The following is a 22,093-nucleotide window of genomic DNA, read 5'->3' as shown; positions in this document are numbered from 1 at the left end:
GCGTTTGCGGCCACCACCGCCGCGCGGGAAGGTCGAAGCAAGCCTTTCCAGGAGGTCAGCCATGCCCATCGCCACCGTGAACCCGGCGACCGGCGAGACGCTCAAGACGTACGACGCCCTGGGCGCGGAGGAGATCGAGCGCAGGCTCGCCGCCGCCGAGACCGCGTTCCGCACCCATCGCACCACCACCTTCGCCGAGCGGGCGCTGCGCATGCGCAGGGCGGCCGACCTGCTGGAGGAGGAGCAGCAGGACATCGCCCGGGTGATCACCACGGAGATGGGCAAGCCGGTCAAGCAGGCGCGCGCCGAGGCCGCGAAGTGCGCCAAGGCGATGCGCTGGTACGCCGAGCATGCCGAGGACCTGCTCGCCGACGAGGAGCCCGCCGACGTCGATGTGAAGGACTCGGGCGCCTCGCGGGTGATCGTGCGCTACCGGCCGCTCGGCCCGGTGCTCGCCGTGATGCCGTGGAACTTCCCGCTGTGGCAGGTGGTCCGGTTCGCCGCGCCCGCGCTGATGGCGGGCAACGTGGGCCTGCTCAAGCACGCCTCCAACGTCCCGCAGACGGCGCTGTACCTGGAGGACCTGTTCCGCCGGGCGGGCTTTGCCGAGGGCTGTTTCCAGACCCTGCTGATCGGCTCTGGCGAGGTCGAGAAGGTGCTGCGCGATCCGCGGGTCAAGGCGGCCACGCTCACCGGCAGCGAGCCTGCGGGCCGGTCCGTCGCCTCGGTCGCCGGGGACGAGATCAAGAAGACGGTGCTGGAGCTGGGCGGGAGCGACCCGTTCGTCGTGATGCCGTCCGCGGACCTCGACCGGGCCGCCCAGGTCGCGGTGACGGCCCGGGTGCAGAACACCGGGCAGTCGTGCATCGCCGCCAAGCGCTTCATCGTGCACACGGACGTGTTCGACGCCTTCGCCGAGCGGTTCACGGCCGGGATGAAGGCGCTGAAGGTCGGCGACCCGATGGACGAGGAGACGGAGGTCGGGCCGCTGTACAGCGAGCGGGGCCGCGCGGACCTGGAGGAACTCGTCGACGACGCGGTGGAGGCGGGCGCGACGGTGCTGTGCGGCGGCGAGCGCCCCGACCGGCCCGGCTGGTACTACGCGCCGACCGTCCTCGCCGACATCACGCCCGAGATGCGGATCCACCACGAGGAGGCGTTCGGCCCGGTCGCCACGCTCTACCGGGCCGCGGACCTCGACGAGGCGGTGACGATCGCCAACGACTCGCCGTTCGGGCTGAGTTCGAACGTCTGGACGCGCAACGGCACCGAGGTGGACCGCTTCGTGCAGGACCTGGAGGCCGGCGGGGTGTACGTCAACGGTATGACGGCGTCCCATCCGGCGTTCCCGTTCGGCGGGGCCAAGCGCTCCGGTTACGGGCGCGAGCTGGCCGAGCACGGAATCCGCGAGTTCTGCAACATCACCACGGTGTGGCACGGCGCGTGAGCACTCCGCGGTTACGATCACCCCTGTGAACCGCGAAGTGACCCTGCCTCTGATCGTCGACGACCGCGGGACCTTGCAGGTGGCTGCGGCCGATGTGAGCAAGTTGCTGCGCAGGTTGGGCGGTCGATGGGTGCGGCTTGTGGAGGAGGGCGAGGAGGGGCTGGACGAGGACACGGTGGCCGCGCTGGCCATCGAGCTGGCGAAGCTCGCGGATCGGATCGATGTCGCGTGCATCGCGCACAGCAGTGGTTCGTAGGGCCCCCTCGGGGTGCCGCGTTCAGCCCTTGCCGTCCAGTTCCCACAGCGCGTGCCAGAACCCGGTCTCGTAGCCCTGCAGCAGGCGGCCGTAGTGGTGGGCCCGCTCCTCGTTCAGCCGGTCCGCGTCCAGGGCCTCCTGGATCGCCGCGCCCGCCTTCCGTTCCAGGTCCGGGGACGGCTCCGCGAAGAGGTCGAAGAAGGCGCAGGCCTCGTCACTGAAGCCGTAACAGCGGCGCAGCGCCTGCGCGATCCTGGCGCAGTAGTCGCCCCAGGTCGCGAAGTTGGCGCTCAGGGCCAGGACGACGTCGGCCGGTTCCCCGTTCAGGGCCAGCCAGGCCACGTAGGCGGCGTACGCCTGGCAGTCCGCCATCGGCTCGTACCCGGCCGGCATCGCCTCCTCGCAGGCGGCGGCGTACGCGCCCAGCCGGTCCTGGGCCAGCGCCTCGGCCTCGGCGAGGGCGGTGAAGAAGTCCGCGGACGCGGGCTGCTCCCGGGAGCGCTCGGCGAGGTGCAGGAAGGCACGGCGGTCGGAGGCGGTCACGTGCCGCTGCTCGACGGCCAGGGCGGCCAGCGTGGCGGGCCGGGCGGCGCCGCGGGCGATGAGCGGAAGCAGCCGGTTGGCGTGCGGGTCGGGGGCGAGCATCCCGGTGGTCGTCTCCAGCAGTTCCCTGGCCGTCCGTGTCATCGGCGCTCCTCCTCGAACTCCGGGTCATCACTGTGGGCACGCAGTCGTCACTCTACGTCCACCACCGGTTCGGAGTAGCACCGCGCGATATCCCCGCTGCGCCGGGTGATCGTGGGTGGACCACCCGCGTACGGGTGAACCCCCTTCCGCCGGGGGACGAAGAGTCCTCCGCCAAGGCGAAAGAAGGCGCGCTCCATGGCGACTCTGTGCAAGCCCGCGGTTTCTGTGCCGGAACACGTGATCACGATGGAGGAGACGCTGGAACTGGCGCGCTCCCGCCACCCGGACCATCCCCAACTCCCCCTCGCACTGCGGCTGATCGCGAACACCGGGGTCAAGACCCGGCACATCGTGCAGCCCATCGAGGAGACCCTGAAGCACCCCGGCTTCGAGGAACGCAACAACATCTACGAGGCCGAGGCGAAGGCCCGCGTGCCCGCGGTGGTGCAGCAGGCGCTGGACGACGCCGAGCTGCTCACCACCGACATCGACGTGATCATCTACGTGTCGTGCACCGGGTTCATGATGCCCTCGCTGACCGCGTGGCTGATCAACTCGATGGGCTTCAGCACCGACACCCGGCAGATACCCATAGCCCAGTTGGGCTGCGCCGCGGGCGGCGCGGCCATCAACCGTGCGCACGACTTCTGCACGGCCTACCCCGAGGCCAACGCCCTCATCGTGGCCTGCGAGTTCTGCTCGCTGTGCTACCAGCCGACCGACCTGGGCGTCGGCTCGCTGCTGTCCAACGGCCTGTTCGGCGACGGCATCGCGGCGGCGGTCGTGCGCGGCAAGGGCGGCACCGGCGTGAAGCTGGAGCGCAACGGCTCGTACCTGATCCCCAAGACCGAGGAGTGGATCGCGTACGACGTCCGGGCCACCGGGTTCCACTTCCTGCTGGACAAGCGGGTGCCCACCACGATGGAACCGCTCGCCCCGGCGCTCGACTCGCTGGCCAGGCAGCACGGCTGGGACGCCTCCGAACTGGACTTCTACATCGTCCACGCGGGCGGCCCGCGGATCCTGGACGACCTGAGCAAGTTCCTGCAGGTGCCGTCGGAGGCGTTCCGGTTCAGCCGGGCGACGCTCACCGAGTACGGCAACATCGCGAGCGCCGTCGTCCTGGACGCGCTGCGCCGGCTGTTCGAGTCGGGCGGTGCCGAGCACGCGGCGCGCGGGCTGCTGGCCGGCTTCGGGCCGGGCATCACGGCGGAGATGGCCCTGGGCCGCTGGCACGTCTCCGGGAACGGGAAGAAATGAGATGACGACCGACACGGACGACCGGCGGCGTGCCGCGGCCGGGGGGACGACCGGCGGGACCCTGCCGCCGGTCCGCCGCCGGCCCTCCCCCGGCCCGCACGGCGTGGACTTCGACCCGGTCCTGGCCGAGCTGATGCGCGAAGGCCCGGTGACGCGGGTCGGGCGGCCCGGCGGCGAGGGCTGGGCCTGGCTCGTGACCCGCTACGACGATGTGCGCGCGGTCACCAACGACCCCCGGTTCGCCCGCGAGCCGGCCGGGGACGGTCAGCCGGCCCGGCCGGCTCCGCACGTGGTCCCGCAGCGGGACGCGGTCGGCTTCCCGGACCCGTCCGGCGATGCCCGGCTGCGCCGCTCGGTCGCCGCGGCCTTCACGGCGCGCGGCGTCGAGCGGGTGCGCGAGCCGGCGCGGCGCATGCTCGACGAACTGGTCGACGAACTGCTCCAGGACGGGCCGCCCGCCGACCTCACCGCGGCGGTCCTGGGCCCCTTCCCCGTCGCCGTGATCTGCGAGCTGATGGGGGTTCCGGCCGCCGACCGGCAGATGATGCACACGTGGGCCCGGCTCATCCTCTCCGCGGCGCACGGCCCGACGGCAGGCGAGCGGGCCAGGGACGAGATGAGCGCGTACTTCGCCGACCTGATCGTCACCCGTGGGGGCGGCACCGGCGAGGACGTCGTCTCCCTGCTCGGGGCCGCCGTGGGCCTGGCCGAGGTGACGCCGGACGAGGCGGCCGGCCTCGCGGTGCTGCTGCAGATCGGCGCCGAGGCGGTCACCGACCACACGGGCCGGATGTTCCACCTCCTGCTGACCCGCCCGGACCTGGCCGAACGTCTGCGGGCCGAGCCGGCGATCCGCCCGCAGGCCGTCGACGAACTGCTGCGCTACATCCCGCACCGCAACGCCGTGGGCCCGCCCCGGGTCGCGACACAGGACGTGGAGATCGGGGGCGTGCGGATCCGGGCGGGCGAGGCGGTGTGCGTGTCGTACGCGGCGGCGAACCGCGACCCGGGGGTCTTCCCGGACCCGGGGACGATCGACTTCGCGCGGTACCCGAACCACCATGCGGCGTTCGGCTTCGGCCCGCACCACTGCCCGGGCGGCATGCCGGCCCGGCTGACGTCCGAAATGCTGCTGGACGCGCTCCTGGACCGGGTACCGGGGCTGCGCCTCGCGGTGCCGCTCGACGAGGTCCCGTTCGACGACGGCGCACTGACCCGCGGGCCTGAGGCCCTTCCCGTGACCTGGTGAGCGGCTCATGACGACGACTGACAGACCAGTGGCCACCGAGGGCCTGTTCGTGCCGCCGGGGCACGGACGCGTGGTCCGGACACCGGCCCAGCACGTGACGTTCAAGGTGACCGGTTCGCACTCGCGGATGGCGTCCACGTTCGAGGTGATCGTGCCGCCGGGCTTCGACGTGGGAGCCCATGTGCACACGCGCAGCGAGGAGCTGTTCTACGTGCTGGAGGGCGAGCTGGACGTGCTCGCCTTCGAGCCGCGTGTGCGGACCCCCGACAACTGGCAGCGGTGGGAGTCGAGCTCGGGCCGCCGGGTGCTCCGCGCGACGCCGGGCACGGTCATCGTCGTACCACCCGGCTGTCCGCACGCCTTCGCGAACCCGACGGAGACGCCGGCGAAGATGTTCTTCCAGGCGTCCCCGCCCCCGGACCACGAACGCTACTTCGAGGAACTCCTGGAGATCCTGGGCGACGGGGGCCCGCCGGACCAGGAGGCGATCGAGGCGCTGCGCAGGCGGTACGACATCGAGCAGATCACGCCGCTGCGGCACCGCTAGCGGATGGGCATGTCCGAGAGCGTCCGGGCGATCACCAGCCGCTGGATCTCGCTCGTGCCTTCGAAGATCGTGTAGATGGCCGCGTCCCGGTGCATCCGCTCCACGGGGTACTCCCGGGTGTACCCGTTGCCCCCGAGGATCTGTATCGCCTGCGCCGTCACCTTCTTCGCCGTCTCGCTCGCGAACAGCTTCGACATCGACCCCTCGGCCGCGGTGAACGGCTTGCCGTTGACCGCCATCCACGAGGCGCGCCACACCAGCAGCCGCGCCGCGTCGATCTGCGTGCGCATGTCCGCGAGCTGGAAGGCGACGCCCTGGTTGTCGATGATGGGCCGGCCGAACTGCTCGCGCGTCCTGGCGTAGTCGAGGGCGACCTCGTAGGCGGCGCGCGCGGTGCCCACCGCCATGGCCCCCACCGCGGGGCGGCTCGCCTCGAAGGTGGCCATCGCCGCGTTCTTCACGCGCTCCCCGCCCTTCCGGGCCTTCTCCCGGGCGCGGGCGAGCCGCTCGTCCAGCTTCTCCTTGCCGCCGAGCAGACAGGATCCGGGGACACGGACGTTGTCGAGGATCACCTCCGCGGTGTGCGAGGCGCGGATGCCGTGCTTCTTGAACTTCTGGCCCTGGGCGAGGCCCGGCGTGTTCGGCGGGATGATGAAGGACGCGTGGCCCTTGGAGCCCAGTTCGGGGTCGACGACCGCGACCACGACGTGGACGTTGGCGATGCCGCCGTTGGTCGCCCAGGTCTTGGTGCCGTTGATCACCCACTCGTCCTTGGCCTCGTCGTACACGGCACGCGTGCGCATGGAGGCGACGTCGGAGCCCGCGTCGGGCTCGGAGGAGCAGAAGGCGGCCACCTTGACGTCGTTGGCGTCGCCGTACATCTGGGGGATCCAGGTGCCGATCTGTTCCTCGGTGCCGTTGGCGAGGACGCCCACGGCGGCGAGGCCGGTGCCGACGATCGACAGCGCGATGCCCGCGTCGCCCCAGAACAGTTCCTCCATCGCCATGGGGATGCCGAGACCCGTGGAGTCGAAGTACTGCTGCGCGTAGAAGTCGAGGGAGTAGATGCCGACCTTCGCGGCCTCCTGGATGACCGGCCAGGGAGTCTCCTCGCGCTCGTCCCATTCGGCGGCCGCGGGCCGGATGACGTCGGCGGCGAAGCCGTGCAGCCAGTCCCGGACCTCCTTCTGTTCGTCGTTGAGCTCCATGGTGAACTCGGCCATGTCCCCTCCAGCGCTGCACTAAGGTGTTACTTGCGGTAACAGAAGTCTGTTACTCACCAGTAGGAGAAGTCAACTCCCGGCCCGGACGGGCCGCCTCCCTGGCGAGTCGGCAGCTCGTTCGATACCGACCCGCCATTCAGTGTTACTTTGCGCAGGCGTCACCGAATCAGGACGGGTGGGGAGAGATGATGGACACCACGCAGCGGACCGATCAGGAGCGGTCCGCCGACCGCCGACGGCGAGAGTTGCTGGAGGCCGCCGACCGGGTGGTGCTGCGCGACGGCCCCGGGGCCTCCATGAACGCCATCGCCGCCGAGGCCGGCATCACCAAGCCCATCCTCTACCGCCACTTCGGCGACAAGGGCGGGCTGTACGCGGCGCTCGCCAAACGCCACACGGACGCGCTCCTCGACTCGCTGCGGGCCGCGCTGGACGCCCCGGCGGACCGGCGGGAGCGGGTGGAGTCCACGCTGGACACGTACCTGGCGGCGATCGAGGCACGGCCGCAGGTGTACCGCTTCCTGATGCATCCGGCGGAGGGCGGCTCGCAGAACGACCAGGGCTTCGACACCGGCCGGCACTCGATCCCGCTGCTGCGCCGCATGGGCGAGGAACTGGCCCAGGTCATCGAGGAACGTCTGGACCTCGGCCCGGGCACCCACCAGCTCGCCCGCGTGTGGGGCCACGGCATCGTCGGCATGATGCACGCGGCCGGCGACTGGTGGCTGGGGGAACGGCCGTGCTCCCGGGCGGAGTTGGTGCGGAGCCTGGCGGACCTGCTGTGGGGCCGCTTGGCCGCGGCCGGGGACCGCATAGGGGGTCCCGGGTTCTGAGACGCGCCCCGTCAGGGCCGCGGGGCCGTGTCGCCATGCGGCTTCGCCGCGACGGGGGTCACCCCTGTCCGAGCGAAGCCGAGAACCCGGGGAAGCGACAAGCCGGGACGCACCCGCAGCCGCCGGCGTTCACCGCCCCCACGGCGCCCGCGCGGCCTGCCGCAGAACCCGGCGCTTGCGCCACCCCGTGAGGTGGTCCACATAAAGACCACCGTCCAGGTGATCGCACTCGTGCTGCAGGCACCGGGCGAACCACCCGGTGCCCTCCACCCGCACCGGCTCCCCCTCCACCGTGAACCCCTCGACGACCGCCCGGTCGAACCGCTCCGTCCCCGCCTCCAGCCCCGGCAGGGACAAGCACCCCTCCGGCCCCCGGATCACCACACCGTCCGCCTCCACCAGCCGCGGGTTCACCACATGGCCCAAGTGACGTACGTCCTCGTCGTCCGGACAGTCGTATACGAACACCCGCAACGGCACGCCGACCTGATTCGCGGCCAGGCCGACCCCCGGGGCGGCGTACATCGTGGCGAACATGTCCTCGACGAGCCGGGCGAGTTCGGCGCCGAAGTCCGTGACGTCCCTGCACGGCTCGCGCAGTACGCGGTCACCGAGCACGGTGATGGGCCGGACGCGCCCTCGGGCGCCCGGGATGGTGCGATGTGGCATGCCGGCAAGGGTACGGTCGGCAGGGCCGCGCGGGCGCCGGGGTGGTGCCGCGGTGCGGGGGCGTGCGGAGATCTCGATAGGCTGAGGCCCACACGTTGCCGGAACAGGGCGCGGCGCTGTACGCAAGGAGGATCGAGAACTGATGGCAGGCAACTCGGACCCGCTGACGCCGCGGGCCAAGCTGGCCGTGACCGCGGGCAAGGCGGTCGCTGCGGCATCGCGCGCCGCGGGGCGCGGCAGCGGTTCGGTGATCGGCGGCCGAGTGGCGCTCAAGCTCGACCCCGACCTCCTCGCCCGGCTCGCCCAGAACCTGGACGTCGTCCTGGTCTCGGCGACCAACGGCAAGACGACGACCACCCGGCTGATCGCGGAGGCGCTGCGCGCCGCGGGCCCGGTCGTCTCCAACGCGCTCGGCGCCAACATGCCCGCCGGTATCACCTCGGCGCTGGCCGGCGGCTCGGACGCCAAGTTCGGTGTCATCGAGGTCGACGAGAAGTACCTCGCCGGGGTCGCCCGGGACACCGACCCGAAGTGCATCGCACTGCTGAACCTCTCCCGCGACCAGCTCGACCGTGCGGCGGAGACCCGTATGCTCGCCGAGAACTGGCGTGAGGGCCTGGCCGGGTCCAAGGCGGTCGTCGTCGCGAACGCCGACGACCCGCTGGTCGTGTGGGCCGCGTCCTCCTCGCCGAATGTGATCTGGGTCGCCGCCGGCCAGATGTGGAAGGACGACGCCTGGTCCTGCCCGTCCTGCGGCGGTGTGATGCAGCGCCCCGGCGACGACTGGTACTGCGGCGAGTGCGGCTTCCGCCGGCCGACGCCGAGCTGGGCGCTGTCCGGGGACCACGTCCTCGACCCGCACGGCTCCGCCTGGCCGATCCACCTCCAGCTACCGGGTCGCGCCAACAAGGCGAACGCCGCCACCTCGGCCGCCGTCGCCGCCGTGTTCGGGGTGCCCCCGCAGGTCGCCCTGGAGCGCATGTACCAGGTCCAGGCGGTGGCCGGGCGCTACGACGTCGTCCAGTTCGAGGGCCGTGACCTGCGGCTGCTGCTGGCGAAGAACCCGGCCGGCTGGCTGGAGACGTTCTCGCTGATCGACCCGCCGCCGACGCCGGTGATCCTCTCCGTGAACGCGCGCTCGGCCGACGGCACCGACACCTCCTGGCTGTGGGACGTCGACTACACGCGGCTGACCGGCCACCCGATCTTCGTCATCGGCGACCGCAAACTGGACCTCGCCGTGCGCCTGGAGGTCGCGAACCAGTCCTTCCAGGTCTGCGAGAACCTCGACCAGGCCGTCCAGCTCGCGCCGCCGGGCCGGATCGAGGTCATCGCCAACTACACCGCGTTCCAGGACCTGCGCCGCCGCGTCGGCAACTGATCACGAAGGACGAGCATCGATGAGTGACAACCAGCTGCGTCTGGTGTGGATCTACCCGGACCTGCTGAGCACCTACGGCGACCAGGGCAACGCGCTCGTCGTGGAGCGCCGGGCCCGGCAGCGCGGCCTCGACGTGGCCCGCCTCGACGTGCGCAGCGACCAGCCGATCCCCACGTCCGGCGACATCTACCTGATCGGCGGCGGCGAGGACCGGCCGCAGCGGCTCGCGGCCGAGCGGCTGCGCCGCGACGGCCACCTGTACCGGGCCGTGGAGAACGGCGCGATCGTCTTCTCGGTCTGCGCCGGCTACCAGATCCTCGGCCACGAGTTCATCAACGACCTCGGGCAGCGCGAGCCGGGCCTCGGCCTGCTCGACGTGGTCTCGACCCGCGGCGAGGGCGAGCGGTGCGTCGGCGACGTCCTCGCGGACATCGACCCGCGCCTCGGGCTGCCCCCGCTGACCGGCTTCGAGAACCACCAGGGCGTCACCCACCTCGGCCCGACGGCCCGCCCGTTCGCACAGGTGAAGCTCGGCAAGGGCAACGGCACGGGCGACGGCACGGAGGGCGCGTACAACGACACGGTCTTCGGCACATACATGCACGGTCCCGTGCTCGCGCGCAACCCGCAGATCGCGGACCTGCTGCTGAAGCTGGCGCTGGACGTCAACGCACTCCCGCCGGTCGACGACCGCTGGTACGAGGCGCTGCGCAACGAGCGCATCGCGGCCGCGGAGCAGCCTGCGTAGGCACGGCCCCGCAGGGGTTCCGCCGCGCAGGGGTGCCGCCGCGGCGGCCTGCCCGGACACAGCCGTGCGACAGCCCGGCACGAAACGGTTCCGCGGGGCCGTCCGGCGGCCCGTACACCCGCCGTCCAACCCTTGGTAACCAGCCCGTCTGACCGTCCGTCCGCACAGCTGAGCGGGCGCGTCCAGCAGGCGGACGCACGGTGCGGCCGGGCCCCCTGTCGCCGGTAGGGTGGCGGGGATCGAGCCGGACAGCGTGGTCCGGTCCCGTGCCCACGTGGAGAAGGTTGTTCGGGCTATGCGCATTGGTGTCCTCACGTCCGGTGGTGACTGCCCCGGTCTGAACGCCGTCATCCGGTCCGTCGTGCACCGCGCCGTCGCCGACCACGGCGACGAGGTCATCGGCTTCCGGGACGGCTGGAAGGGTCTCCTGGAGTGCGACTACCTCAAGCTCGACCTGGACGCGGTCAGCGGCATCCTGGCCCGCGGCGGTACCATCCTCGGCTCCTCCCGGGTCCGTCCCGAGCACCTTCGGGACGGTGTGGAGCGGGCCAGGGGCCATGTCGAGGAGCTGGGTCTCGACGCGATCATCCCGATCGGCGGTGAGGGCACGCTCAAGGCGGCCCGGCTGCTGTCCGACAACGGTCTGCCGATCGTCGGCGTGCCCAAGACCATCGACAACGACATCGCCGTCACGGACGTCACCTTCGGTTTCGACACGGCCGTGGGCGTGGCCACCGAGGCGCTGGACCGGCTGAAGACCACCGCCGAGTCGCACCAGCGGGTGCTGATCGTGGAGGTCATGGGCCGCCACACCGGCTGGATCGCGCTGCACTCCGGCATGGCGGCCGGTGCCCACGCGATCGTCGTGCCGGAACGGCCTTTCGACATCGAGGAGTTGGCCGCACGGGTCGGCGAGCGGTTCGCCGCCGGCAAGCGGTTCGCGATCGTCGTCGCCGCGGAGGGCGCCAAGCCGAAGCCCGGCACCATGGAGTTCGACGAGGGCGGCAAGGACGTCTACGGGCACGAGCGGTTCGCCGGAATCGCCCGGCAGCTCTCGCTGGAGCTGGAACAGCGGCTCGGCAAGGAGGCCCGTCCGGTGATCCTCGGACACGTCCAGCGCGGCGGCACCCCGACGGCGTACGACCGGGTGCTCGCCACCCGGTTCGGCTGGCACGCCGTGGAGGCCGTGCACCGGGGCGAGTTCGGCATGATGACCGCGCTGCACGGCACGAAGATCGTGATGGTGCCGCTGGCGGAGGCGGTGGAGACGCTCAAGACCGTGCCGATGGAACGGTATGCCGAGGCGGAGTGTGTTCTGTGACGCATCCGCGGACCTGAACCGCCCCCGGTCGCAGCCGCGGCCGGGGGCGGTTCTACTCTGGGTGCGGACAGACAGCTGTGGACAGACAGCGCACAACCCCCACGAAACAGGAGCCGGCGGATGGATCACAGCGGGCACGGCATGACCATGGATCTGCCGCCGTTCACGCTGGGACGGGGGCTCGCCTGGTCGACGGACCCGTTCTTCCTCGTCGCCTGCCTGATCGCACTGGGGCTGTACGGATGGGGCGTCGTCCGGCTCGTACGGCGCGGGGACAAGTGGCCGGCGGGCCGCACCGTCGCGTACCTCGCCGGTGTACTGATCGTGCTGCTCACCATGTGCACCGGACTGAACGACTACGGCATGGTCATGTTCAGCGTGCACATGGTCCAGCACATGCTGATCAGCATGCTCGCGCCGATCCTGATCCTGCTCGGTGCGCCGATCACCCTGGCACTGCGCGCCCTGCCGACCGCCGGACGGGGCCGCAAGGGGCCGCGCGAGCTGCTGCTGATGCTGCTGCACAGCCGCTATCTGCGGGTCATCACGCACCCCGCGTTCACGATCCCGCTGTTCATCGCAAGCCTGTACGGGCTGTACTTCACACCGGTCTTCGACTTCCTGATGGCGTCCAAGGCCGGGCATATCGCGATGATGGTGCACTTCCTCGCCGTCGGCCTGGTGTTCTTCTGGCCCATCATGGGCGTCGACCCGGGCCCGCACCGCCCCGGGTACCTGATGCGGATGCTGGAGCTGTTCGCGGGCATGCCGTTCCACGCGTTCTTCGGCATCGCGCTGATGATGGCGTCCACCCCGATGGTCGACGCCTACCGGCACCCGCCCGCCTCGCTCGGCATCGACGCCCTGGCGGACCAGACGTCGGCGGGCGGCATCGCCTGGGCCTTCAGCGAGGTCCCGTCCGTACTGGTGCTGCTCGCACTGCTGTACCAGTGGTACAAGTCCGAGCAGCGGCAGGCCAAGCGGAAGGACCGGGCCGCGGACCGCGACGGCGACAAGGAACTCGAGGCGTACAACGCCTATCTCGCCTCACTCAACGCACGCGGCCGCTGAGTTCCGTCACACCGCTGAATTCCCTTTCTTTTCAGGCTGTTTGAAGCACCGCTCCATTCGGTAGCCTGGTGCGGTGACGCCCTGCCGCCGCTCTGCAGGGCGCGGGGGGACCGCAGGGGGGAGCGGTGATGACAATGCGCACGTCTCTGCACAGGGCCAGGAATTCCCTGGCCCGCAGGATCGGCGTGGTGCTGGTCGCGGTACTGGTCGTCGGCGGATGCGGAAAAAGCGCACAGACGTTCGCAGTGAAGGCCATTTCCGTCGGGGTTCCTTCGCTGAATCCCTTCTTCGACGAGCACAGCGGTCTCGGGCATGACACCACGGTCCGGATCCGTGAGGTGCCCGGAGGGCTGCAGGCCGGAAACACACCCGGCCTCTACGGCGGCTCCCGGCAGCCCACCGTCTGTGACGTGGAGCGGCTCAAGGAATTCCTCACCGATCCCGGAAACGACCGCAAGGCGAAGGTCTGGGCGCAGGTCCTCGGAATTACCCGGGACCGGATCCCCGACTATCTCGACCGGCTCACACCGGTCCTGCTCCGTCACGACACTCTCGTCCAGAACCACGACTACAAAAACGGCAGCGCCACCCCTTTCAACTCGCTGCTCCAAGCCGGAATCGCCGTACTGGTGGACGACCAGGGGCAGCCCACGGTGAAATGCTCGTGCGGAAATCCGCTGCGCCCCTTCCAGGGCGACACCACACGGATTTCGGTCACGTTCGAGGACGGCAACAGGAAATGGACCGGGTACGACCGTTCCTCGGTGGTGGCGGTCAGGCCCGCGCCGCAGCCGCTGACCCGGCTCGCGCTCGTCGACGTCGACGACCCCGGCCGCGGGATCAGCCGCCCCGTCGGCACGGCCGGTGGACACGACTCCCCCTTCGACGCCCGGGCCCGGCACCGGGTGCCCCGGGTGACGGGGGTGCCGTTCGCCGAGGCCGGTCGGCGGCTGACGGAGCTGGGGCTCGCGGTCGCCTACGCCGGGAAGGGGGTGCCGCCCGACGAGGCCGTGGTCACGGGCTCGGATCCGGCGCCCGGCACCGAGCTGGCGTTCGGGCAGTACGTGACGCTGTCGGTGGACACGGGTACGGGGGACGGAACGGGCGGCGGCACGAGGGGAACGTCCACCAACCCGTCGCCGGGCGGGACGACGGCACCGGGGCACGGCGGCAGCGCCTCTGGCTCCGCACCGGCCGGCGGCGGGAAGGCCTCCTCCCCGCCGGCGTCGGGCGGGTCCTCCGCCCCGCCGGCGTCGGGCGGGTCCTCCGCCCCGCCGGCGTCGGGCGGGTCCTCCGCCTCGCCGGCGAGCGGTGCGGGCGCCTCGGCCGGCTCCTCCCCGTCCAGGACCACCCGCCCGCCCGCGTCGAACAGCCCGCCCGCATCCGGTACGGCGCCCGGGGTGACCGGTTCCCCGACCACCGGCGCACCGGGCTCGGGCAGCGGCACGCCCCCGGCATCGGCGTCCGGCCCGTCCAAGCCGACCGGCCCGTCCAAGCCGACCGGCTCGCCCAAGCCGACCGGCTCCTCGAAGTCGCCCGGCTCCTCGAAGCCGACCGCCACGCCCACGACACCCGCCCCGGCCAAGTCGTCCAAACCCGTCACGTCCGCGCCCGTGACCGGCAGGCCCTCGACCGGCGCGCCGACGACCGGGAGACCGGCCACCGGCAAGCCGGCCACCAGCGCACCGCCGGTCACCCACAGCCCCGCGACCGGCTCGCCCACGGACGTCCCGCACTAGACCGGGGAGCGACGCGATGCCATCAGGATCACCGCAGTCGGGAGTGGGCCGGGTCATCGGCGGCCGCTACCTCCTGCTGAACCGGCTCGGCAGCGGCGCCATGGGCCATGTCTGGCGCGCCCACGACCAGCGCCTCGACTGCGAGGTCGCCCTCAAGGAGATCGTGTTCCGCGACCCGGTGGAGGCGACCGAGGAGCGGGCCGCCCGGGTCGCCCGCGCCCGGGCGGAGGCCCGGCACGCGGCCGGGCTGCGCGGGCACCCGCACGTGGTGACCGTGCACGACGTGCTGGAGCACGAGGGCCTGCCGTGGATCGTCATGGAATACGTCGCGGGCGCGCTCGACCTGCGCGAGCTGGTCCACCGGCGCGGCCCGCTGGCCCCCGCCGAGTGCGCCCGCGTCGGACTCGCCGTGCTCGACGCCCTGACCGCCGGGCACGAGCGGGGCGTCATGCACCGGGATGTGAAGCCGGCGAACATCCTGCTGGCGCCCGACCGCGGCGGGGCGCCGCACGCCCGGGTCCTGCTCACCGACTACGGCATCTCGGTGCAGCCGGACGCGGGCGAGCCCCGGTACACGCTGACGTCCGCTCTCGTCGGCACGTCCGGTTATCTGGCGCCCGAGCGTGCGACCGGCGGGCCGCCCACCGCGGCGGCCGACCTGTTCTCGCTCGGCTGCACCCTGTACTTCGCGGTCGAGGGGCGCGGGCCCTTCGAACGGGACACCCAGCTCGCCGAGATCACCGCGGTGGTCCTGGAAGAGCCCCGCTCCCCGCTGCGGGCCGGGGCCCTGGGGCCGCTGCTGTCCGCCGTCCTGGTCAAGGACCCGGCCCTGCGGATCACGGCGGCGGACACGGCGGCCGCACTGACGGCTATCGCGACTCCGAGCCGCCCGGTCCCCGGCTCGCGAACCCGGCGGGCGCGTCCCCACGCACCGGCCGAGAGCTCGCACGGCCCGGCCCCGGGTGCCCTGCCGGCATCCCGCGCCGCACCGCCGTACCGGCCGGAACACCACCCGCTCCGCGCGCACCTCCTGCGCGCCCTCCTCGCCGGCACCGTGGGTCTGGTGCTGGCCCTGGCCGGGGTCTGGTACGCCGTGGTGCATCCCTCGGGCGGCGGGGCGGTCAGGCCCTACGGGGACGCCGTCGGGCTCGCACGGCCCCTGCAGGACGGTGACTGCGTCGTCGCCGACTGGGCCGGGAGCCCCTTCCAGGGCGGTCCGCCGCGGCTGACCGTGGACCCCACCTGCTCGCAGCGGACCCCGGACGGGCAGGTCATGGCGCTCGTCACCAGTCCGTCCGCGGACGAGGCCCGTCGGCGCGGGCCCGGTGAGTGCGAGCAGCGCACGCAGGAGATCCGCGCGAAACTGGCCGACGTGCGCGGTTACGCCGTCGTCCCGTCCCGGGCCGGGTTCGAGGCGGCCGGGCGGCGCACCGCCTGTCTGGTGCTCGGCGCGCACGGGCCGGTGTACGGGCCCCTCGGGGAGCGTCGCAAGCCGGGCATGGCGTTCGTGGACACGGCCGACATGCAGAAGCGGGACTGCCTGGACGCCCCATCCCTGCGGGTCGCCCGCCTGGTGTCGTGTGCGGGGACGCACGACCAGCAGGTGCTCGGCTTCACCCGGCTCGGCCCCGACACCACCCTGAGCGAGGCCAAGAGCCTGTCGGACGCGGCGTGCGCGCGGGACGTGCCGCCGAAGGACTACGGCTTCGACCCGTCCCGCTACGAAGCCGCCTCCTGGACGGGCCAGAGCGCCTGGTTGTCCGGAACCCATCTGGTCGTCTGCACCGTGCGCAGGCAGAACGGGGGCACCATGGGTAAGGACGAACCATGAGGAGGGTGTTGCGATGCCCGGTTCCACGAAGGCGATGGGGGTGCTCACCGTCGGTGCGCTCGTCGTGGTGACGGCCTACACGGTGGCGTTGGGCAGCAGCGGCTGGCTCTGGTTCGGCTGGGTCGTCCTCGACCTGATCACGCTCGGCATGGTGGTCACCACCCGCAGCCCTTGATGAGGTCCCCGCGGAACCACGTTCACTCGAGCTCGCGCATTCGGCGGACCGGGCTCGCGAGGAGGATCGCCGGGCTGACGGTGGAGAGCACGGCCATGATCGCGAGGGAGGCGCGGGTCCCCCACAGGGCGGCGGCACCTCCGGCGGCCAGCGCACCGAAGGGGATCGCGCCCCAGGAGATGAAGCGGACCGTCGCCATCACGCGCGGCAGGAGTTCCGGGGGCGTGGCGGTCTGCCGGTAGGTGCGGGTCACGATGCTCGTCACCACCACGGCCCCGGCGAAACCGCCGTTCCCCAGGGCGAACAGGCCGAGGGCCATGGAGTGGTCGGCAAGGGGCATCAGCGCCGCGAAGCACGGGGAGACCACTGCGGCCCAGCGCATCGCCCGGCCGCTGCCCAGGCGTGCGACGATCCGGGGCGTCAGCGCCGCACCCACCAGGGTGCCGAGGCCGTCGGTCGCGATGAGCAGCCCGACCAGGGCGGGCGGCGCGTCGAGGGTGCGGACCAGGAAGACCGGGGTGAGCGCCATCAGGCCGCCGCAGACGAAGTTGACGGCGGTCGCGTCCGCCGCGCAGGGACCGATGACGGGGTGGCGGGTGACGTACCGCCAGCCTTCGCGGATCATCTCGCCCATGCCGCGGCGCGGTCCCTCCTGGGCGGGGTGCGCCACCTGCGGCAGGCTGCCCATGAGCGCGGCTGAGACCAGGTAGCTCACCGCGTCGACCGTGATCGACGTCGCCGCGCCGAGCAGTTGGACCAGCACGCCGCCGAGGGACGGGCCACCGAGTTGGGTCGCCGCCCTGGTCCCCGAGGTGAGGCTGTTGCGGGCGGTGAGCTCCTCCTTGCTGACGATGGAGGGCAGGAAGGTCGAGTTGCCGACGTCGAAGACCACGGACGCCAACCCGACCACCAAGGCCACGACGATGAGCTGCGGCAGGGTCAGAACGCCGAGCGTGGCAGCCACCGGCACCGAGGCCACCGCGGCGGCCCGGACCACATCCATGGCCACCTGCGTCCCGCGCAACGGCAGACGGTGTACGAGGACTCCGGCCGGAAGGCCGATCAGGAGCCATGAAGCGAAGGAGGCGGCCGTGATCAGGCTGACCTCGAGCGCCGAGGCGTGCAGCACGAGTACGGCGAGCAACGGGAGGGCCACCGCTGTCACGGCATCCCCGATCCCGCTCACCGTGGAGGCGCCCCAGTAACGCCAGAACGCCGCCACGCTCGAAGCGCCGTCCGGCTGCTTCTCCTTCTCTCCCCGACCCTGCACCGCCGTCGCCATGCCTGCCCCCCTGCGAGTGAGTCTCTTTAGGGAACTGACTATACTCATGAATCATGCGGTACACAGAGCTCGGCGACCCGGACTGCGCGATCGCGCAGGCGCTGACGGTGGTCGGTGACCCGTGGACCCTGCTGCTCATCCGCGACGTCGCGGGCGGGACGCATCAGTTCGACGCGCTCCGGGACGGGCTCGGCATCAGCCGCAAGGTACTGACGGACCGTCTGAAATCCCTGGTCGCGGACGGGGTGCTGGAGAAGCGTCTCTACAGCCCGCATCCTCCCCGCTACGAGTACCACCTGACGCCGGCCGGACGCGGGCTGCTACCGGTCCTCGTCGCCCTCCAGGACTGGGGCGCCCGCCATGTCATGGGCGACGGCGTGCTCTCGGCGACCAGCGAGACCGACTCCGCGGAGACCCGACGCGTGCACGCCCTGGTGGGGCGTCGGCTCCCCCGGCTCGAACTCGCCGGCCCGGAGGGCGTGCCGGTCGACCCGGTCTCCAACCGGACCTGGACGGTCCTGTACTGCTTCCCCGGGGCCTACGCACCCGGTGGGAACGACTACCCGCCGGGCTGGGGCCGGATCCCGGGCGCCCGCGGCTGCACGCTGGAGTCGTGCACCTACCGCGACCGGATGGCGGCCTTCGCGGAGCGCGATGCGACGGTGCACGGAGTCAGCACGCAGCGCCCCGACCAGCTCGCCGCCTTCGCGGAGCACGAGCGGATCGCGTTCCCGCTCCTGTCCGATGCCGACCTGCAGCTGGCCGCGGCGCTGCGGCTGCCCACCTTCCGCGCAGCGGGTGTGGACCGGCTCAAGCGGCTCACCCTCGTCCTCGACTCCTCCCGCACGGTGCGCGGCGTGCTCTACCCGCTCGACGACCCGGCGGGTTCCGTCGACGACGCCCTGGCGCTCGTCGACGCGCTGGCCGGGGCGTAGCAGCTCAGCCCACCGAGAGGAGGGCACGAACCGTGGGGCCTTGCCCCGACGTCCGTCACCCGAGGGCGGTCTCCCCCGTGGACCGATGACGGGAGGACCACAGGGACTCCTGAGCACTGTGTCCGGGCTCCCGGAGTCCGGACTCGGGCTCTCACGGCCCCGGCAGCCGACCGGCCGAGTGCACCCCCGGCTGGTACTTGGGCAACCGGATCGTGACCTTCATGCCCGCCCCCGGTGCGGTCTCGATGACGAGTCCGTGCTCGTCGCCGTAGACCTGGCGCAGCCGGTCGTCGACGTTGGACAGCCCGATGCCGCCGGACGGGCTGACCTCCCCCGCGAGGATGCGGCGCAGCAGCCCGGGGTCCATTCCCGCGCCGTCGTCCTCGATGACGACCAGGGCCTCGGCGCCCGCGTCCCGCGCCATGATGCCGATGTGCCGCCGGTCGGTGGTGCCCTCCAGGCCGTGCTTGACGGCGTTCTCCACGAGCGGCTGGAGGCAGAGGAAGGGCAGGGCGACCGGCAGTACCTCCGGCGCTATCTGCAGGGTGACGGTGAGCCGGTCGCCGAAGCGGGCCCGCACGAGCGCCAGGTAGTGGTCGATGGCGTGGAGTTCGTCGGCGAGCGTGGTGAAGTCGCCGTGCCGGCGGAACGAGTAGCGGGTGAAGTCGGCGAACTCCAGCAGGAGCTCCCGGGCACGCTCGGGGTCGGTGCGCACGAACGAGGCGATGACGGCGAGCGAGTTGAAGATGAAGTGCGGGGAGATCTGGGCGCGCAGTGCCTTGATCTCGGCCTCGATGAGCCGCGTACGGGACCGGTCGAGGTCCGTCAGCTCCAGTTGCACGGAAACCCAGCGGGCGACCTCCCCGGCCGCGCGGACGAGGACCGCGGACTCCCGGGGCGCGCAGGCGACCAGCGCGCCGTGGACGCGGTCGTCGACGGTGAGCGGTGCCACCACGGCCCAGCGCAGCGGGCAGTCGGGCACGTCGCAGATCAGCCGGAACGCCTCGCCGCGGCCGGACTCCAGGGGGCCCGCGAGCCGCTGGAGCACCTCGTCCCGGTGGTGGTCCCCCGCGCCGTCCCAGGCCAGCACGGTCTCCCGGTCGGTGAGGCAGAGGGCGTCGGTGCCGAGCAGGGATCGCAGCCGTCGCGCGGACTTGCGGGCGGTCTCCTCGGTGAGCCCGGCGCGCAGCGGGGGTGCGGCCAGGGAGGCGGTGTGCAGGGTCTGGAAGGTGGCGTGCTCGACGGGGGTGCCGAGCCCGCCGAGGCGCTCCGGGCGGGCGGTGCGCCGGCCGAGCCAGAACCCGGCGGCCAGCAGGGGCAGGACGGCCACGCACAGGCCGGCGAGGAAGCCGCTCACACCGTCACCTCGGCGTGCAGTTCCTCGGGCAGGTGGAAGCGGGCCAGGATCGCCGCGGTCCGGGCGGGCACCCGTCCCGGTGTGGCCAGGGACACCAGGATCATGGTGAGGAATCCGAGGGGCACCGACCAGAGCGCGGGCCAGGCGAGCAGGGCGTGCAGGGTGCCGGTGCCGGGACAGCCCGCCATGGTCACCGCCACCGCCAGGAAGGCCGAGCCGCCACCGGCCAGCATCCCGGCCGCCGCGCCCGGCGGGGTGAGCCGGCGCCACCAGATGCCGAGCACGAGCAGCGGGCAGAACGACGACGCCGACACGGCGAAGGCGAGGCCCACCGCGTCCGCGACCGGGAGCCCGCCCACCAGCACGCTCGCCGCCAGCGGCACGGCCATCGCCAGCAGCGTGCCCAGCCGGAAGTGCCGCACGCCGCGCGTCGGCAGCACGTCCTGCGCCAGGACTCCGGCCACCGCCATGGTCAGCCCGGAGGCGGTGGACAGGAACGCGGCGAAGGCGCCGCCCGCGACCAGTGCGCCCAGCAGGTCCCCGCCGAGTCCGCCGATCATCCGGTCGGGCAGCAGGAGGACCGCGGCGTCCGCGTCCCCGGTGAGGGCGAGTTCGGGGGCGTAGAGCCGGCCCAGGGCGCCGTAGACGGGCGGCAGGAGGTAGAACGCGCCGATCAGGGCGAGTACGGCGACGGTGGTGCGGCGGGCGGCCACCCCGTGCGGGCTGGTGTAGAAGCGGACGACGACATGGGGCAGGCCCATGGTGCCGAGGAAGGTGGCGAGGATCAGCCCGTACGTGGCGTACAGCGGGCGTTCCGCGCGGCCGGAGGCGAGCGAGGCCGACATGGCGCCGTTGCTGCCGCGGTCGGCGACGGGGACGGGGTCGCCGCGGGTGAAGGTCAGCCGGGTGCCGCGCTCGATGCGGTGGGTGCCGGCGGCGAGGTCCGCCCGCTGCCCCTCGTACCTCCGGCCGTCGACGGTGCCCGTGGCGGTGACGGCGAGCGGGCGGGACAGGGTCAGGTCGAGGGTGTCGGCGACCCGTACGACGCGGTGGTCGCGGAAGGTCGCCGGTTCGGCGAACGCCGCGCGGGGCGCGCCGTCGCCCTGCCAGGCGAGCACCAGGAACAGGGCGGGGACGAGGAGGGCGGTGAGTTTCAGCCAGTACTGGAACGCCTGCACGAAGGTGATGCTGCGCATGCCGCCCGCGGCGACGGTCGCCACCACCACGACGGCGACGATGACGCCGCCGAGCTGCTGGGGAGCCCCGGTCAGCACGGCCAGGGTGAGCCCGGCGCCCTGGAGCTGGGGCAGCAGGTAGAGCCAGCCGACGCCGACCACGAACGCCCCGGCGAGCCGCCGCACCGGCTGGGAGGCGAGCCGGGCCTCGGCGAAGTCGGGCAGGGTGTAGGCCCCGGAGCGGCGCAGCGGCGCGGCGACGAACAGCAGCAGGACCAGGTAGCCGGCGGTGTAGCCCACCGGGTACCAGAGCATGTCCGGGCCCTGGACCAGGACGAGTCCCGCGATGCCGAGGAAGGAGGCGGCGGACAGGTACTCGCCGCTGATCGCGGCCGCGTTCAGGCGGGGGCCGACGGTGCGGGAGGCGACGTAGAAGTCGGAGGTGGTACGGGAGACGCGGAGCCCGAAGGCGCCGACGAGCACGGTCGCGAGGACGACGAGGGCGACCGCGGGGACGGCGTAGTTCCGATTCACCGGCCCGCCCTCAGCGGTCCCCGACGAGCCGGACGAAGTCCTTCTCGTTGCGTTCGGCGCGGCGTACGTACCAGCGGGCGAGCAGCACCAGCGGCGGATAGAGGCCGAACCCGAGCACCGCCCACTCCAGGCCGCCGGCGCGGGTGGCGGCGAAGACCAGGGGAAGGGGCCCGATCAGGAGCACCAGCACGGTGAACACGGCGAGGCCGGCGCGGAGCTGGCTGCGCATCAGTGAACGGACGTAGGTGTGGCCGAGGGTGGTCTGTTCGTCGATTTCGATGCGCGGGCGGTAGTGGCCCGGGGTGCCGCGGCGACCGCGCCGGGGCGGGCCGGTGACGACGACGCGGCGTTCCGTGGGGTCCTGCGGCACGCC

20 protein-coding genes and 1 pseudogene are annotated in these 22,093 nt (G+C 72.4%); 14 read left to right on the top strand and 7 right to left on the bottom strand.

From position 1 onward, the window contains the following. The first annotated feature begins 61 nt into the window (after positions 1-61). Together ACZ4SW_RS12775 and ACZ4SW_RS12770 are read left to right on the top strand one after the other, a co-directional pair. Positions 62-1,447 carry an NADP-dependent succinic semialdehyde dehydrogenase gene (locus ACZ4SW_RS12775; RefSeq protein ID WP_468241649.1) on the top strand — a complete coding sequence of 462 codons (1,386 nt, stop codon included), beginning with the start codon at positions 62-64 and terminating at the stop codon, positions 1,445-1,447. Positions 1,448-1,472: 25 nt separating this feature from the next. After that, complete coding sequence (locus ACZ4SW_RS12770; protein ID WP_468241647.1) at positions 1,473-1,703, top strand: DUF6213 family protein; 231 nt, start codon at positions 1,473-1,475, stop codon at positions 1,701-1,703. Positions 1,704-1,724: 21 nt separating this feature from the next. Here the strand turns inward: ACZ4SW_RS12770 and ACZ4SW_RS12765 are convergent, their stop codons facing one another. Next, positions 1,725-2,390 carry a transcriptional regulator gene (locus ACZ4SW_RS12765; RefSeq protein ID WP_468241645.1) on the bottom strand — a complete coding sequence of 222 codons (666 nt, stop codon included), beginning with the start codon at positions 2,388-2,390 and terminating at the stop codon, positions 1,725-1,727. A 186-nt stretch (positions 2,391-2,576) separates the two neighbouring features. Here ACZ4SW_RS12765 and ACZ4SW_RS12760 point away from each other — a divergent pair. From ACZ4SW_RS12760 to ACZ4SW_RS12750, 3 genes and pseudogenes are all read left to right on the top strand, one after another. Then, positions 2,577-3,650, top strand: a pseudogene (locus tag ACZ4SW_RS12760) (type III polyketide synthase); the annotation flags it as partial. A gap of 1 nt (position 3,651) precedes the next feature. Beyond that, on the top strand, positions 3,652-4,899 hold the full coding sequence (locus ACZ4SW_RS12755; protein ID WP_468241642.1) for a cytochrome P450: 1,248 nt from the start codon (positions 3,652-3,654) through the stop codon (positions 4,897-4,899). 7 nt (positions 4,900-4,906) lie between these two features. After that, the gene (locus ACZ4SW_RS12750; RefSeq protein ID WP_468241640.1) at positions 4,907-5,446 is read left to right on the top strand and encodes a cupin domain-containing protein; all 540 of its coding nucleotides are present in this window, start codon (positions 4,907-4,909) and stop codon (positions 5,444-5,446) included. Here the strand turns inward: ACZ4SW_RS12750 and ACZ4SW_RS12745 are convergent. Further along, a complete protein-coding gene (locus ACZ4SW_RS12745; protein ID WP_468241638.1) occupies positions 5,443-6,669 on the bottom strand; it encodes an acyl-CoA dehydrogenase family protein in 1,227 nt (408 codons plus the stop codon). The two genes, ACZ4SW_RS12750 and ACZ4SW_RS12745, sit on opposite strands and share 4 nt — an antisense overlap. A gap of 188 nt (positions 6,670-6,857) precedes the next feature. On the opposite strand from ACZ4SW_RS12745, the gene ACZ4SW_RS12740 reads away from it, so the two are divergent. Continuing rightward, positions 6,858-7,502, top strand: a complete 645-nt coding sequence (locus tag ACZ4SW_RS12740) for a TetR/AcrR family transcriptional regulator (protein ID WP_468241636.1) — start codon at positions 6,858-6,860, stop codon at positions 7,500-7,502. Positions 7,503-7,631: 129 nt separating this feature from the next. Here ACZ4SW_RS12740 and def read toward each other — a convergent pair whose 3' ends face one another. Next, positions 7,632-8,171: a peptide deformylase gene (gene def / locus ACZ4SW_RS12735; protein ID WP_468241634.1), complete on the bottom strand. Its 540-nt coding sequence runs from the start codon at positions 8,169-8,171 to the stop codon at positions 7,632-7,634. 142 nt (positions 8,172-8,313) lie between these two features. Here def and ACZ4SW_RS12730 point away from each other — a divergent pair, with 142 nt between their 5' ends. The 7 genes from ACZ4SW_RS12730 to ACZ4SW_RS12700 all read left to right on the top strand — a co-directional run bounded on the left by ACZ4SW_RS12730 (position 8,314) and on the right by ACZ4SW_RS12700 (position 16,437). Continuing rightward, entirely contained in the window at positions 8,314-9,552 is a 1,239-nt protein-coding gene (locus ACZ4SW_RS12730) for a MurT ligase domain-containing protein (protein WP_468241632.1), read from the top strand. Positions 9,553-9,571: 19 nt separating this feature from the next. After that, positions 9,572-10,300 carry a type 1 glutamine amidotransferase gene (locus ACZ4SW_RS12725; RefSeq protein ID WP_468241629.1) on the top strand — a complete coding sequence of 243 codons (729 nt, stop codon included), beginning with the start codon at positions 9,572-9,574 and terminating at the stop codon, positions 10,298-10,300. 295 nt (positions 10,301-10,595) lie between these two features. Next, positions 10,596-11,621, top strand: coding sequence for a 6-phosphofructokinase (locus tag ACZ4SW_RS12720; protein WP_468241627.1), 1,026 nt, complete (start codon positions 10,596-10,598; stop codon positions 11,619-11,621). A 120-nt stretch (positions 11,622-11,741) separates the two neighbouring features. Continuing rightward, complete coding sequence (locus ACZ4SW_RS12715) at positions 11,742-12,692, top strand: cytochrome c oxidase assembly protein (protein ID WP_468241625.1); 951 nt, start codon at positions 11,742-11,744, stop codon at positions 12,690-12,692. 134 nt (positions 12,693-12,826) lie between these two features. Continuing rightward, positions 12,827-14,431: a DUF6777 domain-containing protein gene (locus ACZ4SW_RS12710; RefSeq protein WP_468241623.1), complete on the top strand. Its 1,605-nt coding sequence runs from the start codon at positions 12,827-12,829 to the stop codon at positions 14,429-14,431. 16 nt (positions 14,432-14,447) lie between these two features. Then, entirely contained in the window at positions 14,448-16,262 is a 1,815-nt protein-coding gene (locus tag ACZ4SW_RS12705; protein WP_468241621.1) for a serine/threonine-protein kinase, read from the top strand. 13 nt (positions 16,263-16,275) lie between these two features. Beyond that, positions 16,276-16,437, top strand: a complete 162-nt coding sequence (locus tag ACZ4SW_RS12700) for a hypothetical protein (RefSeq protein ID WP_468241619.1) — start codon at positions 16,276-16,278, stop codon at positions 16,435-16,437. Positions 16,438-16,459: 22 nt separating this feature from the next. On the opposite strand, the gene ACZ4SW_RS12695 is transcribed toward ACZ4SW_RS12700, so the two are convergent. Beyond that, positions 16,460-17,719, bottom strand: coding sequence for an MFS transporter (locus ACZ4SW_RS12695; protein WP_468241617.1), 1,260 nt, complete (start codon positions 17,717-17,719; stop codon positions 16,460-16,462). A gap of 53 nt (positions 17,720-17,772) precedes the next feature. On the opposite strand from ACZ4SW_RS12695, the gene ACZ4SW_RS12690 reads away from it, so the two are divergent. After that, positions 17,773-18,654, top strand: coding sequence for a winged helix-turn-helix transcriptional regulator (locus tag ACZ4SW_RS12690; RefSeq protein WP_468241615.1), 882 nt, complete (start codon positions 17,773-17,775; stop codon positions 18,652-18,654). A 151-nt stretch (positions 18,655-18,805) separates the two neighbouring features. Here the strand turns inward: ACZ4SW_RS12690 and ACZ4SW_RS12685 are convergent, their stop codons facing one another. Genes ACZ4SW_RS12685 through ACZ4SW_RS12675 form a run of 3 tightly spaced genes read right to left on the bottom strand, consistent with a single transcriptional unit; the run spans position 18,806 to position 22,090 of the window. Next, entirely contained in the window at positions 18,806-20,011 is a 1,206-nt protein-coding gene (locus ACZ4SW_RS12685) for a sensor histidine kinase (protein ID WP_468241613.1), read from the bottom strand. Continuing rightward, positions 20,008-21,720, bottom strand: a complete 1,713-nt coding sequence (locus tag ACZ4SW_RS12680; protein WP_468241610.1) for a sodium/solute symporter — start codon at positions 21,718-21,720, stop codon at positions 20,008-20,010. Before ACZ4SW_RS12680 ends, ACZ4SW_RS12685 begins: the two co-directional genes overlap by 4 nt. Before the next feature lie 10 nt (positions 21,721-21,730). Further along, positions 21,731-22,090: a hypothetical protein gene (locus tag ACZ4SW_RS12675; protein WP_468241608.1), complete on the bottom strand. Its 360-nt coding sequence runs from the start codon at positions 22,088-22,090 to the stop codon at positions 21,731-21,733. Positions 22,091-22,093 lie beyond the last annotated feature (3 nt).

The organism is Streptomyces sp. NPDC028331, assembly GCF_055565775.1.
This window is presented reverse-complemented; position numbering and strand designations above follow the sequence as displayed.

Coding starts and splice junctions, on each gene's coding strand:
- ACZ4SW_RS12775 (WP_468241649.1), top strand. CDS start 62: ATGCCCATCGCCACCGTGAACCCGGCGACCGGCGAGACGCTCAAGACG.
- ACZ4SW_RS12765 (WP_468241645.1), bottom strand. CDS start 2,390: ATGACACGGACGGCCAGGGAACTGCTGGAGACGACCACCGGGATGCTC.
- ACZ4SW_RS12755 (WP_468241642.1), top strand. CDS start 3,652: ATGACGACCGACACGGACGACCGGCGGCGTGCCGCGGCCGGGGGGACG.
- ACZ4SW_RS12750 (WP_468241640.1), top strand. CDS start 4,907: ATGACGACGACTGACAGACCAGTGGCCACCGAGGGCCTGTTCGTGCCG.
- ACZ4SW_RS12745 (WP_468241638.1), bottom strand. CDS start 6,669: ATGGCCGAGTTCACCATGGAGCTCAACGACGAACAGAAGGAGGTCCGG.
- ACZ4SW_RS12740 (WP_468241636.1), top strand. CDS start 6,858: ATGGACACCACGCAGCGGACCGATCAGGAGCGGTCCGCCGACCGCCGA.
- def (WP_468241634.1), bottom strand. CDS start 8,171: ATGCCACATCGCACCATCCCGGGCGCCCGAGGGCGCGTCCGGCCCATC.
- ACZ4SW_RS12730 (WP_468241632.1), top strand. CDS start 8,314: ATGGCAGGCAACTCGGACCCGCTGACGCCGCGGGCCAAGCTGGCCGTG.
- ACZ4SW_RS12725 (WP_468241629.1), top strand. CDS start 9,572: ATGAGTGACAACCAGCTGCGTCTGGTGTGGATCTACCCGGACCTGCTG.
- ACZ4SW_RS12720 (WP_468241627.1), top strand. CDS start 10,596: ATGCGCATTGGTGTCCTCACGTCCGGTGGTGACTGCCCCGGTCTGAAC.
- ACZ4SW_RS12715 (WP_468241625.1), top strand. CDS start 11,742: ATGGATCACAGCGGGCACGGCATGACCATGGATCTGCCGCCGTTCACG.
- ACZ4SW_RS12710 (WP_468241623.1), top strand. CDS start 12,827: ATGCGCACGTCTCTGCACAGGGCCAGGAATTCCCTGGCCCGCAGGATC.
- ACZ4SW_RS12705 (WP_468241621.1), top strand. CDS start 14,448: ATGCCATCAGGATCACCGCAGTCGGGAGTGGGCCGGGTCATCGGCGGC.
- ACZ4SW_RS12700 (WP_468241619.1), top strand. CDS start 16,276: ATGCCCGGTTCCACGAAGGCGATGGGGGTGCTCACCGTCGGTGCGCTC.
- ACZ4SW_RS12695 (WP_468241617.1), bottom strand. CDS start 17,719: ATGGCGACGGCGGTGCAGGGTCGGGGAGAGAAGGAGAAGCAGCCGGAC.
- ACZ4SW_RS12690 (WP_468241615.1), top strand. CDS start 17,773: ATGCGGTACACAGAGCTCGGCGACCCGGACTGCGCGATCGCGCAGGCG.